Raw genomic sequence first — 17,296 nt, 5'->3', positions numbered from 1 at the left:
TCTGTTACCCAATAATCCAATAAAATTATCCTCCTCTAAGGATATAGTATTTTAATAATTTAAGTGAAATGTTCATTTTTGCTCCTTTCTATTTATAGTAGAAAAAAGTTGAGATAATATAAGATATATTTTAAAAGAAATATGAAATTATATGGAACTAAGAAACTATATTATCAGAATCTTTGGTATATCTTTCATCAAAATCTTTCTTCACCTCTGAAACACAAAAATGTTTTTGACGTTTTTTAACTATTTCTTCAACTTCTTTCATTACACACCTTAATTCTTCTTCAAATTTACCATATTTCAGAAAAAGCTGATAATATCTACTCAATTCATTTAATCGGTCTTTAATTTCTTGATATTTTAGTAATGTATTATTTCTAATATTAAATAATTGGTTTCTTTCGACAGTGTTTAAGGTAACCACTTTAAAGAAATAGTCTATAATATTTAATTTTTTCTGTATTTGACTTAAATTTTGTTTTAAATCTTCATATTCTTCCTTAACCATTTCAAAACATTCAAGAATTTCTTGTGCAAAACAAATCATCTTATATACTCCTTCCTAAAGCATTTTTCGTTTCAAATATCGCCTCACCTTTTTCAATTCCTGTCTAACATATTCATGACTATAACCTAATTGTTGACCAATTTCCTTTAGAGTCAGGGGGGGATCTTTAAGATAATATTTATTAACCATATATTGATGTTTGGGTTTTAATTGGGAAATCAATTCAAATAATTTTTTCCTGGTCTCCTTGTTTATGTATTGGTTTTCTAAATTTATATCTTCTATAAGAGTATCTTTTAATTCAATACCATCTTCAATCTTTTCATCAATGCTATTATGTTTCCTAATATAAAGATATTTTAAGTAATTTTTCTTTTTATTTCCAGCTATTATACCCAATCTCTTTCCGAAATCCCCCTTTTTTTCATCATATCCAGGTAATATATCAACTAATAAATCAATAATTATCTCTTGCATTAAATCTTCATCTATTTTCCCGCCGATAGTTGATATCTTTTTAATCAACCTAAGATATTTTAAGATTAATTTGAGCTGTTCATGGGAATCACCTTCTTTTGCTTTTTGGAAATCTATGTTAATTTTATCAAAATTATCAACTTGATACTGTATTAAATTAAAATAATTCATAATTTCACTCCTTTAAACAAAAATGGAATATTTTTTAAGTTAGAAAAAAAATATATTTGACATCAAATGTGTTTTAAAATACAATAAAAAAGAAAGGGGGTTAAAATGAAAATTACTAGCAAAGAAAAATTTACCGAACAATTAGGAAAAAAGGTTAAATATTACAGAGAAATACGTGGTTTAACTTTAGAACAACTAGCAAATTTAGTAGGATGTACTGGTTCTTATATAGCTTTAATAGAAAAAGGGAAAAACACACCTAATAGTTATGTATTATATAATCTTTCTCGTTCTTTAAATGTGCCATTATTATTTTTCTATGGAATTGATGAAGATAAAGAAAATATCAATTCTGATAAAGACCCTATATTAAAGAACGAAGATTTTATACCATTCCTTGACATTGCCAAAGAAGCATATTTCCGTAATGTTTCAACTAAAGAATTATTAAATGCAGTTAAAATATTAAGTAGGTCTTAAACTTGCTATTAAATTATTAAACACATGTTATTTTTATAGTATGTGTTCGAAAAGGTAAATAAGGGATTATATATCCCTGAACGAAGTTAAGGTGCAACCTTAAACTGTTCTAGTGTGGTTTATTTAAATACGGAGTGCCTGTGGTGTTACCGTTGAGTGAAGGAATTCCTGGTGGTATATACTGATACTTTTCGAACAGACTCTTATAATAATATTATCTTTTATTTAAATTATGGAGTTGGAGTCTTTTTTTTTAGCGGAATTAAATATATTTAACTTTTTAATTAAAAAATAATTTATTTTTTTAGGTACTTTAAGAATATTATCCATATCAACATTCAAAGCTGTCTTGAATTAACAACACTCCTTTCTTAATGGCTTGTCTACTTTACACAAATTAAAAAGCAGAACAGAAAAAGGAATTACCCTTAGTCTATCCTGCCTTTATGGTAAAAGGTAGAGGACTGTTATTTGTTTGAAAAATTCTCCTTAATTTTAGTTTCCATTTTTGTTATTTGCCCGTGATGAACTTGCAATACAATCTCTGAATAAGGATACTTTTCTGCATTTTCTTTAACTCTTTCCAATTGTTCTTGATTTTTCTCCATTGATTAATCCTCCTCATACTATTAATTTGACAGAGGGATGTAGTATATTCCCTCTTTGTAAAAGTGATTTATTCAACGGTTACTGCTATTGTACCAGGTGATTTGGGAGAGACCATACATATGTTTGCTTATATTATAATATTTTTATTCGCATTTGTAAAGGGGTTTCTGTCTAATTATTTACCACTATTTAATAAATAAAACCTTACAGGAGTTTCATTATAACATAAACGTTTTCAATAGTAGCATAGCATTCCTCCCCGCCATAAATAAATTTTAAAAATTATTTGAAGTATATTTTAATTAAAATCAAAATAAAATCATTTTAGTTAAAGAGAAAGAGAAGATAATTTAGTAAATATATGGGTTCTACTCCTTAAAAAGTAATTTTGCATTAATAGTAACACATAAAAAATATAATGTCAATTAAATTTTAAAGAAAAAATAAAAAATACTTGAAAAATAGAATGCTCAGTTGAATAATAGTAATAGAGTGAGGTGATATTATATTTTTTATAGTGCCAAATTGTTTTATAGAGGGTTTGGATGAGGTATAAATAACATGGAATAGAATTTAGCATTAAAACAACAAGTAGACACAAGAAAAAGGACAAGTTATATTTTAAGTACGGGAGAAAAGGGGGGAGAAGGTAATGGTCAAACTATTAAAAGCAATTAACAGAAGATTACAAAAAAATTTAGTGAGAGATACAATACTTGATAATTATAATTAATTTTCCTGTAAAGCTTTAGAATTAGTAGATAAATTAATAACATAAAAAGGAGTTGAAAGTTTAATGGCAGATAATTTTTATAATGGTGTACGTTATGGTGATGAGATAGAAATATCTATTGGTAAATATAATGGTACAGCATGGGAATATGAATTAATTACCCATAGAGAAGGGTTTTCTCCTGATATTCCTGAAGATACTGAAGCAGTTTATGATGGTCTTGAATATAAAGGTGATAAAAAAATAAGAGCAGAAAAAACATTAACACTTACCCAGGCAATGCCTGCTGATTATGGTTCTGGATTATTTGCTTATGAAGATTTAGCAGGTTTAGTAATTAAAGAAGAAATTGTACCACAAGATGGTTCTACTGTCGAGGTTCCAGCAAGGTATTATACTAATGTTAATTTAAGAAAAGTTTCTGCTGATGAGGTGCCAAATGAGGGTGGGTTTAATATTACTATATCTGGTAGATATGATAGTATTGTAAAAGATGAACCAGCGGGAACTGAATCATGGGTTAAAACTTATACCTAATGCTGCATTTAAAATAGCTGTTGGTAGATAAAAGTTATAACAACGGTATAGTAATATGCAGTGACTACTATACCGTTATTAGCTCTTTTTATAAAGAAAGGTGGTGTTTTTAATAGTAGATGTTTTTAATTCTTATGATGCCACAATAGGTTTATCTAAATTGTTACCAAAAGAAGAAACATATGAATTGAGTTTAGCTGGAAATATTGATATAGATAACAGAGGTAATAAAGAAGAGTTAATTAGAATAGAAATAATTTCTAATCTAGATAAAACTGTTATTAATAGTATATCTAATGGGGAAAAAACAATTACATTTTCTTCTGGTTCATTATCGACTAGTCAACTTATGGTTTTGGATTTTAAAGAACAGATCTATGAAATCAATGGCACTAGTATTATTAATAATCTTACTTTAGATGGATTATTAGCTTTAAAGGAAAATGAAATAACAACTTTTAATTTTGATTTTACTGGCCATCTAGATGTTAAATTTATATTTGAACAATATCAAGAAAATGAAGATTTACATTATGTTGAGCAATTTAGTATAGTTGAAAATAAAAGCTATAATGAAAACAAACCATATTATAGCAATAAAATCAAACAAAGAAAAGTTAACAATATAAAATATGATTTTAGTATAAGTAAATTATCTACCAAGTGGATAGATACAAATAATGAGTATAGAATCTCATATTATTGTCATAACGGAGACATTTATTATGGAGAATGGAAATATTTAATAGGAGTTATATTTGATAAGGTAGAACAAAAAGCTTTTAATAATCCCAATGATATATTTAAAGATACTATATCTGGTAATGGAATTAAGATTATAACAAGAAATTACTAAAAAAGGGAGAGGATTTTAAAATGGGCCAGGTCTTAAGGGGTAAAAATTTATGGGAAAACTTGAAGGGTAAAAAGGACGAAATTAAGGAAAGTATAGCAGTTAATTTTGGTGGTGTTGAAGGGGAAATTACCGTTCAGTTCGTTGATGTTGATATAGTTCAGGAAATTATTGAACAATTTGATGAATTAAAACCTAAGAAACCTAATATTTTAATTAAATTAAATGATGGAAGAAGTATGAATATTGAAGTCCCTAATGGTGATGAAAAATATAAGGCGTTTAATTCTAAACCAGAAGCGAAAGAAAAAATTAAAAAATGGGAAGAAAAAAGCAAACCTATTGAAGAAAAGAAAAAATTGAGATTAGCATATGAATTTATTATTCCGGAAGAAAGACCTGGTAAAACAGTTGAAGAAGGAATAGAAATACTGAAGAGCACATTAAGATTTATGGATGTAATTAATATAGTAAATAAAGGCTTTGAGTTAAATTCACTTGGTGGTCAATTAAAAAAGCCAGAAAACGACTTTTAAGTCTTAAAAATAAAACAGGAAATATCGAAGATGGGGTTTCCATAAGATATCAAGTGATTAGCTGTTGGGAAAAGTACTCCCTTAGTCCCTTGGATTGGGATAAGTTAGATATTCAAACTAAAGCAGATTTGCTTATGAAATTAATGTTAGATAACGAAAGAGAAGCAAGGATACATAAGCAAATGTCAGAAAAACAGAATAAAAGGGCTAGATAATGAAATTTCTATCCCTTTTTAAATGGTTAGGAAATTGTGGATAACTTTAAAGACTGACCAATATATTTACTTCCCTTGTCGTGCACTACGGCGTCCTACCTTCGTTTACTGTCGAGAAATTGTCTTTCGGCGTCGTGCCTCCAGACAATTTCTAGAGTCGTCCAGTAAATATATTGGTCCGGTTTATGATAAGTAGTTAACTTTGTGTAGAAATATTTCTAAGTAAAAATTAATAATTATTGATTAAGTCTGAGTTCCAAAGCCATTTTGTTCTTTAAGGTGATTTATTTTGTAACATTTCCTCTTAATCATGGTTGTAAGTCAATAAAGATTAAGCTTTGAGGGTAGATAAGGAAATGGTTAAGAGAGATGATGTAGAAAGAGGTGATTTAAATAAACAATTATGAATTAAGTATAGATACTAAATTAGATATAAATAAAACACTGCAATCATTTGATAACTTAATTAATAAAGTAGAAGAAGTTGAAAATATTTTAAAGGACGTAAATACCCTTTATAAAGCAAATGAAAATCTAGTAAAAGAAGAGAGTAAAGCTGTTAGAAATTTATTAAATTCCTGGATAGCTGGATTAACTGGTCTGGATGAAAAACAGATTGAAAAAATATTAATTGAATTAGGTATATATAAAGATAAAATACAAGTTGGCATGAAAGAAGCAGTATTGAATGGTATAATAGATGGGTTTAATTCAGTTAAGATTGAAGGTAATTTTGGGGAGAAGTTAAAAGCTGCCTTAGAACCTGCCTCAAGGAATGTTTTAAGTAATATTTTTTCTACTGAAGGTTTAAAAGCAGATTTAGAAGAAAGTATAGAAAGTTTAACAAATAGATTAAATTTAAGTGATAGCTGGCAAACAGGTATTATGGCAGGTTTAGAAACATATGCCAGTGGTGGCAGTGTAGGTAGTTCTTTATTTTCAGGTATTGGAGCTAGTCTAACAACCAGTGGTAATCCGCTGGGGACTATATTAAATAGTATAATAGATGAGTTTGATTCAGTTGAAATTGAAGGTAATTTTGGAGAGAAATTAAAAGCTGCCTTAAAACCCGCCTTAAGTAATATTTTTTCTGATGAAAATTTGAAAGCAGATTTAGAAAAAAGTATAAAAAGTTTTACAAACAAATTAAATTTAAGTGATAGCTGGCAGACAGGTATTATGGCAGGTTTAGAAACATATGCCAGTGGTGGCAGTGTAGGTAGTTCTTTATTTTCAGGTATTGGAGCTAGTCTAACAACCAGTGGTAATCCGCTGGGGACTATATTAAATAGTATAATAGATGAGTTTGATTCAGTTGAAATTGAAGGTAATTTTGGAGAGAAATTAAAAGCTGCCTTAAAACCTGCCTTAAGTAATATTTTTTCTGATGAAGGGTTGAAAGCAGATTTAGAAAAAAGCATAGAAAGTTTAACCAACAAATTAAATTTAAGTGATAGTTGGCAGACGGGTATTATGTCAGGTTTAGAGACATATGCCGGTGGAGGTAGTTTAGGACAGACTTTATTTTCTGGTGTTGGTGCTGCCTTAACAGCTGTTAACCCTGTTATTGGAGGTATTGTTAGTGGTATAGGTGCGATTGGCAGTTCATTATGGGGAGACGTAGATGGAGAAGAATACATTAGTCAAGTAGAAGAAGTAAATGCGGCGCAAGATGAAGCAATTCAAAAATTAAATGAGTATGGAATTCTTGCCAATAAAGTATCAGCAAAAATAAAAGATAAAGCAAGTGGTTGGTCTAAATTTTGGGGTGGTCATGATTATAAAGCATATCATCTTGATGAAGCAAATGATAATTTAGAAGAATTACAAGAAAGACTAGAAAAAGTACAACAAACAGCTAGTACTATAGGAAATGGTTTATTTAGCGCTATTACAGAAACGTTTAATTATTATGATTTAAAAGAAGCATTTGAAGAATCTCTTGGCCAAGCTATTCAAGATGCAATTGTCACAAAATTGGTAGAGACAAAAGCCTTAGATAGTCAAATAAAAGAATTATCTGGTTATATTAGCAATTCTTTAAATGATGGGATTATATCTAATGATGAAGCTAATATAATTAATTATATGAAAGAAAATATATTAGCAGGTGCAAGTGAAATACAAAATGCTTTAGGTGATTTAGATGATTTGCTTGGATTTGATACTAATGCTGATATTGATAATAGTACTTCCTTTAGTGCCGGTTCATCTACAAATATCACATATCATTCCAACTATATAGTGGAGACGGTATGGTTTAACGCTTCAGAAGATGATGCACAGGCTTTTGCAGTGACAATGGAACCTTATATCAGAGAAGTTATTGAAAGAAATCAAGGTAATTAAGGAGGGTATGAATTTTGATACAAATAAATAACTATTTTTTTGAACCTACAAAATTTGAAAAGAAATATAGAGAGATAGGTAATACGCAAAGGAGTTTCAGTGGAAAAGTTCATACTCAAAATATTAATAAATATTATAATTTTCAACTTAAAATTGAGGGATTATCTCCTTCGATGTTTGGCAATCTGCTATATCTGCTATCATTAAATAGAGGGGAGGCCCCTTCTAATTTGACTTTGCTTGATAATGAAGGTAATGAATATACGGTCATTATCCCTATTAATGGTGTGAATTATGACAGAGAGGAAGGTGAGGAAGAAACTTATTATTGGGAAATGGAAATGTGGGAGGTTATTTAGGAAGGAGGTGAGGTTGTTTGAAACAAATAGATTCCGGATTTTTAGAGAGATTAGAAAGTGATAATTATAAAATTAAGTTAAAACAACAAGTTGATTGGGATAAAGATGGGGCTTTTAATGAAAATGAAGATATTAGTGATTATATAAAATCTGTAACAATTTCTAAGAAATTAGAAGGAGATTTAGGTGTTAATGTAGTTGATACAGCTACAGTTATACTAGATAATTCAAATGAAGATTTTTCCCCGAAAAACCTTTCTGGTAAATTTGCTGGAAATGTAGTTCCTAATTCTTTTTCTGAAATAAGAGCAGGTATAGCTGATAATACTTTAGCAGAAAATGAAATATTATTATTTGATGGCTATGTTCAAGAAATTAAACCAAGTTTTAATAAATATGAAGCAACATTAAAAATGAAGGACTATATTAGTATTTTACAGAATGAAGAGTGTCCAGAAAAATTTTATTATAATTACCTCAGAGAAGAAATTATCAAAGAATGGTTAGATATTGTAGGAATTAATTATACAGATAACACAATTGATCGAACCACAACTACAATTAGTGATAGCTTTGAAGATAAAAATATGTGGGAGGCTATCCAGGATTTAGCTAAAAGTATTTGGGCTGATGTCTATATAGAAAATGGTACATTCTATTTTAAAACCAGAATATCTCCCGATTATGAAGGGGAACAAGCTGCTGTATATACTTTTTCTACAGATAATGAGGCTTATGATGAAAATATATTTGAAATAACAGAGGAATATAAGAGTACTAGCTTATATAATCAAGTTAAATTAACATCTCAGCCATTAATAAAACAAGCTAGACAAGCTATCTGGACTGGAGCAGAAGAAGAAACAGAAGTACAAGAAGAATATTCCGGGAGTGATATAGTTTGGAGTAATGATAAGCAAAGATATGAATTGCAACTAACATATGTACCAGAAGGCGAAACCACTGAACAAGCAACTAAAAATACTCCTATTATTCCAGGAAGTATAAGTGTATATGATATAAATACAGATACTAACTATGTCCTTAATGATGGACTAGCTTCTTCTGATTATGATAATGGAGTAATAGCTTTTGAAGCAGCACATGGAGAACTAGGAATTGCAGATCCAGATACCTTAAGAGTTAAATATCAATTTTATTTTAATAAATTAGCTCCACATGGTATAAGAGAATTTATTATTCATTTAGATGATCCAGCAGTAAATATAGAACCATTGAATTTATTAGCAAAGTTTTCTGATGATAATCAACAAATTGATTATTCTTTTATAGAAAAAGAATTTATGCTTACAGGAAAAAGTGAAAAACAATTTTATTTGCAAGCCGGAGTAGTTATCAACTGGCGAATAAGTGCTATTGTAGGTTCTGAAGAACGTACTGTTCAAAAAAACGGGTATATTAATATTTCTACAACAGGTAATTATACAATAAAAACTTCTTTAGTTCCAGCAGGAGATAATTTTTTCTGGAGATTTTTTAAAAAATTATTAGTTGAGATTATAGACCCTGATGGTAATACTATTTTATCTGAACAAACTTCACATACTTTTATTCAGACATTAAAAAAAGCTTTATTTATTAAATATTTAGATGATATAGGTCAAAACATCTCTGATCCAGATGATGTTTCGCTTGGTTTAGAACAAAAAATTTATGAAGACCAAAAAAATGTAAAAGTCACAATAACTAATAAAACTAACAGAACAATTGAGTTATATGGTTATTTAAAAAATAGAGAAGATACTAAAAATACTCCTATATTAGTAGGAGAACCTTTACAGAGAAGTAATGTAATTGAAATAACAGAAGCCGATCAACCGAGTATAGAAGCATATGGTAAATATGAAATGTCTAATATTGAATTAGATTATATTTCATCAGAGACTGAATTAAAGAAACTTGCTCAATATTTATTATATCAATACTCTACTCCTAAATCAGTATTAACAATCAAAACAAAACCATTGCCTTTTTTAGAATTGATGGATAAAGTACATGTTCATCAAAAAAATAGAGATATAGATAATGACTTTTTTATAAAAGAAATTAAACATATATTTAAAAATGGTAAATGGGAAATGGAATTGAAATTAGAGCAGGCACAGGCCAGCAATTGGGAATATACAGCTGATGGCAATCCAGCTTTAAACGGTATTAATAATGGAGAACCAAGTGATTTTATAACGCTTTCTAAAGTAACAGGAGTTAATGCCTTATTATTAAAAGCATCAACAAAAGGAAGTAGAGTTGAAATATCCTGGAATAAGAGTTCTCAATATGATTTAAGTCATTATAATATTTACCGTAAACCAGCTGAAGAATCAACTTATACGATAATTGATAGTGTTGATTATAGAACTAATTCTTATATAGATACTACAGTAGAATATGGTAGTGAGTATTCTTATAAAGTATCTATTGTCGATAATAATGGCAATGAATCAGAATTAAGTAATGAAGATAGTGTTGAAATTATAGCGGGTTCACCTGGTGTAATTGAATGGGATAGGATTACTTGGTTTGCTGATAAAGTTGAATTAGTGTGGCAGCCTCATCCTGATGATTCTTTTGATCAATATGAAATTACAGTTGAAAATGGTTAGGGAGGTGAGTTATGGCTAATATAAGCAATTATTTAGAAGAAAAAATATTAAATCATATCTTTAATGGAATCACTTATAATTCACCTATAACAATATATTTAGGATTAGTAAATGATATTGCTACTGATACAGAATTGGAAGAAGGTGATTTAACAAATGAAATAACTGCTTATTCAGGGGATAGAAAAGTAATTTCTTTTACTGGAGTTACACAAGCAGATGGAAAGGCTACTATTGAAAATGATACTAGTATTGATTTTGTTGATATGCCTGTAACAAATGTGAAATATGCTATTGTTTGTGATTCAACAACAGGAGGAAACATTTTATATTGGTGTCCTGCCACTAATGTAAGAGAGGTTTTCGCAGGAGATACCTATAGAATACCTGCTGGTGGTTTACAATTAACATTGAATTAAATTTTAAGCAAATTTAAAATATAAAAAACTAAAAGGAGAGTGTTTATAATATGGCTGAAATAACAGAAGCTGGCTATCAAACTGTAAGGGATTTTATTGAAACAAATTGGATTTATCATTCTTTGAGAGATGATGAAGATGCAGAAATACTTAGACTTTCTACTGCTGATGCAAGGGTTTCCTGGACACATGCTGTTGGAGCACAGGTGTTAGAATTAACTACCGTAATATCAGGAGCAGATACAGATGTTACCACACCTCAAATTTTTGCGGGTAGTGAAATTTATAATGTAGCAACAGAAGGTGAACCTTTAGCAGATGAGACTTTTGAAGCATTTACGATTAATACTACCAGTGATGAACTGACCGTCAAACATAGAATCGAAGTTCCACAGGTGGTGTAAGATGGGTAAAAAAACAGTAGTAGTAAACAGCAGAATTGATTTAGGGAATTTGTTTAATCCTGAAAAGATGAATGAAAGTTTAGCAGCAAAAGAAAAAGAAAAAAGAGTGGATTAATTTCCACTCTTAGTATGTATTTTAATAATTTGAATACAAAGTAATTTAATTAAAGTCATATAATAAAAACTTATATTATGGAGTGTGAAAATATTTATGAATGATATTTATTTTAATTATTTAGGAACTCAATCAGCCAACATTTTAACTCATATTGCTTTAATAGATGAAAACGGTACAGAGCTTGATTATGTTAATACAATTTATAATAGAATTCCTGTTGAATGGGAAATACAAACAGATGGAACCCTCACTCCTACTGTTGATTTATTGTTTGATATTCCTGGTAGTGGTGATAGTGCTAATCCTAACAAGGTAGCAGGCTTCCGTATGTTTGATGCAGAAACTGATGGAACTAATTATGGGGGTAAAGATATTCAGATAAAAGAATATGTTACAGATGGGCAATATACCTTGCCACAGGATAAGATATTTATTCATTTTAACAATGTAGATATTGAACCAATTATATAATTAAGGAGGAAAATGTAATGCCTTTAAGTGTAAATACCTTAGAAGCGACAGATATACAATCTAATCAAATGACATTAAATGGTGAGGTAACTGATATTGGAGGATATGATCTAATTTTAGGTTATTTTGAATATGGACATAAACCAGACTTAAGTGATGCTGTAAAAAGTACAAAATGTGTTTTGTTAGATAGATTAGAAGGATATTTTTTTGTACAAGATAATATTGATGATAATTCTGTTTATTATTATAAATCAGCTGTTCAAAATTTTAAAGAGACAGAGTCACAAATGAATTATTTGGAAAACTTATTTTTTTTTAATAATAGTATTGATTATTTTAATAATACTTTAATTGCAGATGTTATAACAAATAATTCAAAACCATTAACGCAATTAATTAAAAACAAAGAAGCTGTTTATAATTTTTTTGCATCTGATAATTTAGAAATGTTATGGATAGGAGATATTAATGGAATTGGTGAAGGTTATATTAATCTTTATTCAGAGGGAAGTTGGAAAGAAATAACTATAATTAATAAAATTAATTTAACTAATATTAATACTATATATATAGATTGGGAATTTAAAGAGAGAGCCAACTATGATACTATGAGCATGTTTATTTTAGATGAAAATATAGAGCTTTCAAGAAGAGATAATTTTGATCGAGTAATACAGGCAATTAATGTTGATGATTATAATGATTTAACAGAAATAAAAATAAAAATCAGAGGTCATAATAAATATTATCCAAGTAAAGTTAATGTTTATGGTATATGGGGTGAATAAAATTAGTATAATAAAAGGTGATTTAATTGACAATAGAAACTCAATATGGAAATATAATAAATTCAAAAACTAAATTAAAAAGCACAGGGATATCTATAGATGCCATAGCTTTAGAGACTCAATATGGAAATATAATAAATTCAACATCCAAATTAAAAAGCACAGGGATATCTATAGATGCTATAGCCTTAGAAACTCAATATGGGCAAACTAAAAAAATGAATAATTATTTCTTTTTTGGAAATTCTTACCTTAACAACATAGCATCTGATATTGAACAATTAAATTATCAAAACCCTCCTTTAATTACTTTTGATAATAACAATTTTAAATATGGAACATTTAATAACACTAAAGTTAATAATAAGCAACTGGAATTAGCCAAAACAAGAGAAAATGTAACAACTGATGTGTTAGCTGGTTATCAAACGACCCAGGAGGGTTGGAGTTATGGTTATGGATATGAAATTGATGTAATTGAATCAGTTGTGATTAAAGATATAGAAGTATTGTATACTACTGAATTAACCATGAATATGAAAGTCTGTATCTTTGAACAGACTGAAAATGGTTGGGAAAAGATAAATGAAACAATTGAACAGAATCCTCAACTTACAGAAGGTTGGGCTAAGGTTAGTGGAGTTAATACCACTTTATTAGCTGGAAATACTTATAGGATTGTTCATTATTCTCGATACAGCAGAGATATTCACTGGGTAGATAAAGATATCCACCCTTTAGCAACTTCTTTTGGACAGACAAGTAAAAGTGTAAGTGATTCCAGTCAATATAAAGCTGAAGGTGTTTTTAGTACTCATACTGATAAAAATGTATATATGAGATTAAATGTTGATGGGGTATATACTACTTCTGGTAGTTATGAAACGGAATGGGCTTTTGTAGGTTTTAATCCTGTGTTTAATGTTTTAAAGATTGTTCCTAATCTACCTGATGTAAGTTCTGGAACAATCACTATCCAGACAAGTGATGATAGAATAACCATAAATGATGAAAAAACTTTTAATTTAGTAGACCATGATACCAGCTATGCTTATGATATTACTGATATTTTATCTGGTGAATCTATTAAAATAATAATAAATTACAATACAAGAGATACATCTTATTCACCACAATTAAGTTCTTTTTCTGTATATGGTAGTGCGGATCCTAATATAATAGTTACTTCATATACTGATAAATTTGGTGGCAAGGCCTTTACTGCTCCACGTATTGTTAGTTCTAATGTAAATAAAATAGATGGTGATTTAAGATATGATTATTTTAAAGAAACTATTGAAAGAAAAATAAATTCACATGTTAATAATATTAGTTCTTCAACTAAAAAAGAAACTGCTCAATTAGTTAAAAGTTATCTTAATAGTATAGATTCTGAAACTAATAGAGAAAAAGTTGTTAAAATATTAGAGAGTTATTTAAAAAATATTGATTCTAATGTTACTGCTGAAGGTGCTAGAATAGTAAAATCACATTTGAATATAATTGATTCAGAAGCCAAAAAAGCAGTTGAAAAAACAGTAGAATCATATATAAGCAAAATGAATACTGAGATAAGACCAGAATATGAATTTAGTTCAGTAGATAAAATTATTTCTAAAGTTGCTACAAATCCAGCAATTGTTAGATCACATATGAGAAGAATAGAAAGTAAACCCATGCAAATTGTAACGGTAACTTCTCATATAAATAATATCCAAAATCCTACTATTATAACAGAACAAGCACAAAGAGTGACTTCTACACTTAATATAGGTTTTAATACAACACAAAAAAGAACTGTAACAATAAATAGTTATTTAAAAATAAAGTCTGAACCTGGTAGAATAACTTCTATTAAAGTTGATTCGTATCTGAATCCAGTTAATACAGAAATAAGCAAAGAATTATTAACTATTTTAGAAAGTGGAATTCAATCAATTAATTCAGTTTCTGAAAGAGCAGGTAGTGGTGAAAGAAGTAGAACTAGTTTTCACCGTATAATTGTAGGGACTTTTATTGACTATGAAGGACATGGTCTAGGAACAGGCATTATAAAACCTGCTAGTATAACTAAAGGAGAGTTTATTGCTAAGGGGATAGGTTTAGCAGAATTTGATGGTAAAATTGCAGGGGAATTATTAATGAAAGGTAGATATTATAGTAAATAGGGGTGGTTAAATGGGTTATACTTTTACAGGTAGATATAATAGGGGTGCACCAAGAGATACTAGTTACACATTTACTATCAAAGCTAAAGATGAAAACGGTAATTATAGTAAACCTACTTCAATTACAGTAGAACATCCAGGTATTCAACAATTAGTGTTAGAGAATCAAGATGTTAAAGGTTTAATAGCAAGTATTAAAATTAATTTACCTAAAGCCTTTTCAGAGACTTCTCAAACTGTATATCCATATGATGTAACTTCAGAAGAAAAAGATATTTTAGGATATAGGCTTTTTATTCAAGAAGTAGATGATAATAATAATCCAGTTGGAATAGAAGAAATTATCAATTATGATATAGAAGAATTAGAAGATAGAATAATTTATTATCAAGCAGAAACAGGAAAAAGATTTAAAGTTAGAGTTGGCGCTTATGATAGTGTATATCATTACAATTGGAATCCTTTTTTATTTGAACAAACAATATCTGAACCTATTTATGTAGAGACATTTAAAATTAGATTTATTGATATTGATGAAAGTTTAATAAGCCCTAATAATCTTACAGAGACATTAAGGAATCCTGGTGTTCCTGTTTATGAATTAGAAGATAAATATACATGGATAGTTGGTAAAAATGTTGATGGAGAAGATATTATAGGGGGTATAGGGTTAGAAGTAAATGAAGCAGAAAAAAAAGTAGATGTTCAATTTGTAGCAGATTCTTTCAGGTTATTTCCCACAGATGAAAATGGAGATATTATTGAAGGGGAAGATAAAGCTGTCTTTGCAGTAGATACTACAGCAGAAGGTAGTACAATCTTTATGGATGCTAATCAGATAGGTATAAGAGCTAGTAAAGATGATGGTTCTGGTGAATATAACTTTTTTGTTTTAGATGGTGAAGGATTAGAAATATTCACAGAAAATTTTAAGTTAGATAAAAATGGCAATGCTTTATTTAGTGGTGAAATTAAATCAGAAAAATTTAGTTTAAATAGTGATATAGTTAAAATAAATAATAATGGAATAACAGTTACAGGGGATGGATTTTATTCTAAATTAGATGATCAAGGATTATATTTATATAAAGAAGGGGAAGACAAACCTTATTGGTATACTAATAGAGTTGCTAGAGGTGTGGCGCAAAGTGGGGATTATATTGAATTAAATTGGGATAGAACACCTAAAGTACTTACATCTATAAATACTTTAACAGGATATAATTCAAATTATTCAAATACTGAACAAATTTATAAATGTTATACAAAAGATGAAACTAAAAATGGTTTTAAAGTTTATGGGCAAAGTATTATACCTAAAAATGTTTATAGAAATAATTTAAATCTTTCTTTGGAAGGTAGTTGGATTGAAGATGGGATAAAAGGACGGGGATGGTATTTAGAATGGAGTAATTCAACTAATGTAACTGATTTAAAAATTTATTTAAGATTTAAAAATACTATAGTTTTTCAATTGTATTATATAGGACAAAATTTAAATAATGAACCTAATTCTAATACAATGTTTTATTCATTTGATAATTATATTGATCAATGGAAATATATTACTGCTTCAGTAAATAATTTACCTCCTGATAAATATAGAATATATTTATTTGCTCGTCCTTTTCCTCTTCTCCATATGTATTTTTATATAGAATGGATAGAATTTACTCATAATGAAACTATTATTGATAATGGGGAAATTTCTTGGATAGCAATAGAAGGAGGTCTTGATAATTAATGTTTTCTAAAATATTATATGATACAAGAACAAATAAAATACTAAGGTGTCAACCTAAACCACATGGTTCTGCACCTATGCCTTCTTTAAATGGATTATGTAAAAGTGCTAGAATATCAGAAGAAGAAAAACAATATATGGCTGTAACAGAAATTGAAAGTGAAATGTTAACTAATCAAGCACAAAAAGAATTAATGATATTTAATGGTAATGCTGTGCCAAAACCAGAATTAATTATAATAAGTGATAAATATAAAATTAACATATCTAATGATCCTACTTTTATTATCACTATTAAAATAAAAGGTAAGCATAAACCTGATATATCTAATATAGAAATGTTAATTAATGAGATAAGTTTTAATATGCCTTTAGATAATTATCAGGGGAGTAAAACTATAGAAGTTGAAGAAGGAAGATATACAATAGTATGTGATGATGATAAGTTTATATCAGAATCAATAGAGGTGGTTGCTGTTGAGTAATTATTTGAGTGAAGAAAATAATGGAGTTTTAAAAATCAAAAAAAGCTATCAAAAATTATCTGAAGAAAATAGTGAATTACTTAATAAGTTAGATTATATTACTAAAGAAGAACTTATACAAGCTATTCAAATTTTAGTTAATAGAATAAATAAATTAGAAGGGAATATGGAAGGAGATGATGATTATTTAGAGATTAGATTTACTTATGATCATAAAAAACATTGTATTGGAGGATAGT

At 28.5% G+C, this 17,296-nt stretch carries 19 protein-coding genes; 16 read left to right on the top strand and 3 right to left on the bottom strand.

Annotation, left to right across the window (positions count from 1 at the left end):
* Positions 1-157: 157 nt before the first annotated feature.
* Together D7D81_RS02570 and D7D81_RS02565 are read right to left on the bottom strand one after the other, a co-directional pair.
* Complete coding sequence (locus D7D81_RS02570; RefSeq protein ID WP_125987039.1) at positions 158-553, bottom strand: hypothetical protein; 396 nt, start codon at positions 551-553, stop codon at positions 158-160.
* 15 nt (positions 554-568) lie between these two features.
* Entirely contained in the window at positions 569-1,162 is a 594-nt protein-coding gene (locus D7D81_RS02565; RefSeq protein ID WP_125987037.1) for a sigma-70 family RNA polymerase sigma factor, read from the bottom strand.
* A 105-nt stretch (positions 1,163-1,267) separates the two neighbouring features.
* Between D7D81_RS02565 and D7D81_RS02560 the strand changes: the two genes are divergently transcribed.
* On the top strand, positions 1,268-1,642 hold the full coding sequence (locus tag D7D81_RS02560) for a helix-turn-helix domain-containing protein (protein ID WP_125987035.1): 375 nt from the start codon (positions 1,268-1,270) through the stop codon (positions 1,640-1,642).
* Between the two features lie 467 nt (positions 1,643-2,109).
* Here D7D81_RS02560 and D7D81_RS19400 read toward each other — a convergent pair whose 3' ends face one another.
* Positions 2,110-2,250, bottom strand: a complete 141-nt coding sequence (locus D7D81_RS19400) for a hypothetical protein (RefSeq protein ID WP_164522088.1) — start codon at positions 2,248-2,250, stop codon at positions 2,110-2,112.
* 797 nt (positions 2,251-3,047) lie between these two features.
* On the opposite strand from D7D81_RS19400, the gene D7D81_RS02555 reads away from it, so the two are divergent.
* From D7D81_RS02555 to D7D81_RS02490, 15 genes are all read left to right on the top strand, one after another.
* Complete coding sequence (locus D7D81_RS02555) at positions 3,048-3,521, top strand: hypothetical protein (protein ID WP_125987033.1); 474 nt, start codon at positions 3,048-3,050, stop codon at positions 3,519-3,521.
* A 160-nt stretch (positions 3,522-3,681) separates the two neighbouring features.
* Positions 3,682-4,377, top strand: a complete 696-nt coding sequence (locus D7D81_RS02550; RefSeq protein WP_125987031.1) for a hypothetical protein — start codon at positions 3,682-3,684, stop codon at positions 4,375-4,377.
* 59 nt (positions 4,378-4,436) lie between these two features.
* Complete coding sequence (locus tag D7D81_RS02545) at positions 4,437-4,910, top strand: hypothetical protein (protein ID WP_125987029.1); 474 nt, start codon at positions 4,437-4,439, stop codon at positions 4,908-4,910.
* A 53-nt stretch (positions 4,911-4,963) separates the two neighbouring features.
* Positions 4,964-5,125, top strand: a complete 162-nt coding sequence (locus D7D81_RS19395) for a hypothetical protein (RefSeq protein ID WP_164522087.1) — start codon at positions 4,964-4,966, stop codon at positions 5,123-5,125.
* A gap of 669 nt (positions 5,126-5,794) precedes the next feature.
* Positions 5,795-7,474, top strand: coding sequence for a hypothetical protein (locus D7D81_RS02540; protein WP_125987027.1), 1,680 nt, complete (start codon positions 5,795-5,797; stop codon positions 7,472-7,474).
* Positions 7,475-7,488: 14 nt separating this feature from the next.
* Complete coding sequence (locus tag D7D81_RS02535; protein ID WP_125987025.1) at positions 7,489-7,833, top strand: hypothetical protein; 345 nt, start codon at positions 7,489-7,491, stop codon at positions 7,831-7,833.
* A 17-nt stretch (positions 7,834-7,850) separates the two neighbouring features.
* Positions 7,851-10,457 carry a fibronectin type III domain-containing protein gene (locus D7D81_RS02530; RefSeq protein WP_125987023.1) on the top strand — a complete coding sequence of 869 codons (2,607 nt, stop codon included), beginning with the start codon at positions 7,851-7,853 and terminating at the stop codon, positions 10,455-10,457.
* Between the two features lie 11 nt (positions 10,458-10,468).
* Positions 10,469-10,876 (top strand): phage tail fiber protein, encoded by a 408-nt coding sequence (locus D7D81_RS02525; RefSeq protein WP_125987021.1) that lies wholly within the window; start codon positions 10,469-10,471, stop codon positions 10,874-10,876.
* Between the two features lie 50 nt (positions 10,877-10,926).
* Positions 10,927-11,280, top strand: coding sequence for a hypothetical protein (locus D7D81_RS02520; RefSeq protein WP_125987019.1), 354 nt, complete (start codon positions 10,927-10,929; stop codon positions 11,278-11,280).
* A gap of 211 nt (positions 11,281-11,491) precedes the next feature.
* Positions 11,492-11,869, top strand: coding sequence for a hypothetical protein (locus tag D7D81_RS02515; RefSeq protein WP_125987018.1), 378 nt, complete (start codon positions 11,492-11,494; stop codon positions 11,867-11,869).
* Positions 11,870-11,886: 17 nt separating this feature from the next.
* Positions 11,887-12,660, top strand: coding sequence for a hypothetical protein (locus D7D81_RS02510; RefSeq protein ID WP_125987016.1), 774 nt, complete (start codon positions 11,887-11,889; stop codon positions 12,658-12,660).
* A 26-nt stretch (positions 12,661-12,686) separates the two neighbouring features.
* Positions 12,687-14,828 (top strand): hypothetical protein, encoded by a 2,142-nt coding sequence (locus tag D7D81_RS02505; protein WP_125987014.1) that lies wholly within the window; start codon positions 12,687-12,689, stop codon positions 14,826-14,828.
* A gap of 10 nt (positions 14,829-14,838) precedes the next feature.
* Positions 14,839-16,572, top strand: coding sequence for a hypothetical protein (locus D7D81_RS02500; RefSeq protein ID WP_125987012.1), 1,734 nt, complete (start codon positions 14,839-14,841; stop codon positions 16,570-16,572).
* Complete coding sequence (locus tag D7D81_RS02495; protein ID WP_125987010.1) at positions 16,572-17,057, top strand: hypothetical protein; 486 nt, start codon at positions 16,572-16,574, stop codon at positions 17,055-17,057. Before D7D81_RS02500 ends, D7D81_RS02495 begins: the two co-directional genes overlap by 1 nt.
* A complete protein-coding gene (locus D7D81_RS02490) occupies positions 17,044-17,295 on the top strand; it encodes a hypothetical protein (protein WP_205739319.1) in 252 nt (83 codons plus the stop codon). The genes D7D81_RS02495 and D7D81_RS02490 overlap by 14 nt, the downstream gene beginning before the upstream one ends.
* The last annotated feature ends 1 nt before the right edge of the window (position 17,296 follow it).

The organism is Halocella sp. SP3-1, assembly GCF_003953885.1.
Classification (GTDB): domain Bacteria; phylum Bacillota; class Halanaerobiia; order Halanaerobiales; family DTU029; genus Iocasia; species Iocasia fonsfrigidae.
Note: the sequence above shows the minus strand (reverse complement) of the source record. Positions and strands in the feature narration are given on the sequence as shown.

What these genes read in the sequence shown, in the direction of transcription:
- D7D81_RS19400 (WP_164522088.1), bottom strand. Translation starts at nt 2,250, where the DNA reads ATGGAGAAAAATCAAGAACAATTGGAAAGAGTTAAAGAAAATGCAGAA.
- D7D81_RS02510 (WP_125987016.1), top strand. Translation starts at nt 11,887, where the DNA reads ATGCCTTTAAGTGTAAATACCTTAGAAGCGACAGATATACAATCTAAT.
- D7D81_RS02525 (WP_125987021.1), top strand. Translation starts at nt 10,469, where the DNA reads ATGGCTAATATAAGCAATTATTTAGAAGAAAAAATATTAAATCATATC.
- D7D81_RS02565 (WP_125987037.1), bottom strand. Translation starts at nt 1,162, where the DNA reads ATGAATTATTTTAATTTAATACAGTATCAAGTTGATAATTTTGATAAA.
- D7D81_RS02560 (WP_125987035.1), top strand. Translation starts at nt 1,268, where the DNA reads ATGAAAATTACTAGCAAAGAAAAATTTACCGAACAATTAGGAAAAAAG.
- D7D81_RS02555 (WP_125987033.1), top strand. Translation starts at nt 3,048, where the DNA reads ATGGCAGATAATTTTTATAATGGTGTACGTTATGGTGATGAGATAGAA.
- D7D81_RS02500 (WP_125987012.1), top strand. Translation starts at nt 14,839, where the DNA reads ATGGGTTATACTTTTACAGGTAGATATAATAGGGGTGCACCAAGAGAT.
- D7D81_RS02515 (WP_125987018.1), top strand. Translation starts at nt 11,492, where the DNA reads ATGAATGATATTTATTTTAATTATTTAGGAACTCAATCAGCCAACATT.
- D7D81_RS02540 (WP_125987027.1), top strand. Translation starts at nt 5,795, where the DNA reads ATGAAAGAAGCAGTATTGAATGGTATAATAGATGGGTTTAATTCAGTT.
- D7D81_RS02570 (WP_125987039.1), bottom strand. Translation starts at nt 553, where the DNA reads ATGATTTGTTTTGCACAAGAAATTCTTGAATGTTTTGAAATGGTTAAG.
- D7D81_RS02495 (WP_125987010.1), top strand. Translation starts at nt 16,572, where the DNA reads ATGTTTTCTAAAATATTATATGATACAAGAACAAATAAAATACTAAGG.
- D7D81_RS02520 (WP_125987019.1), top strand. Translation starts at nt 10,927, where the DNA reads ATGGCTGAAATAACAGAAGCTGGCTATCAAACTGTAAGGGATTTTATT.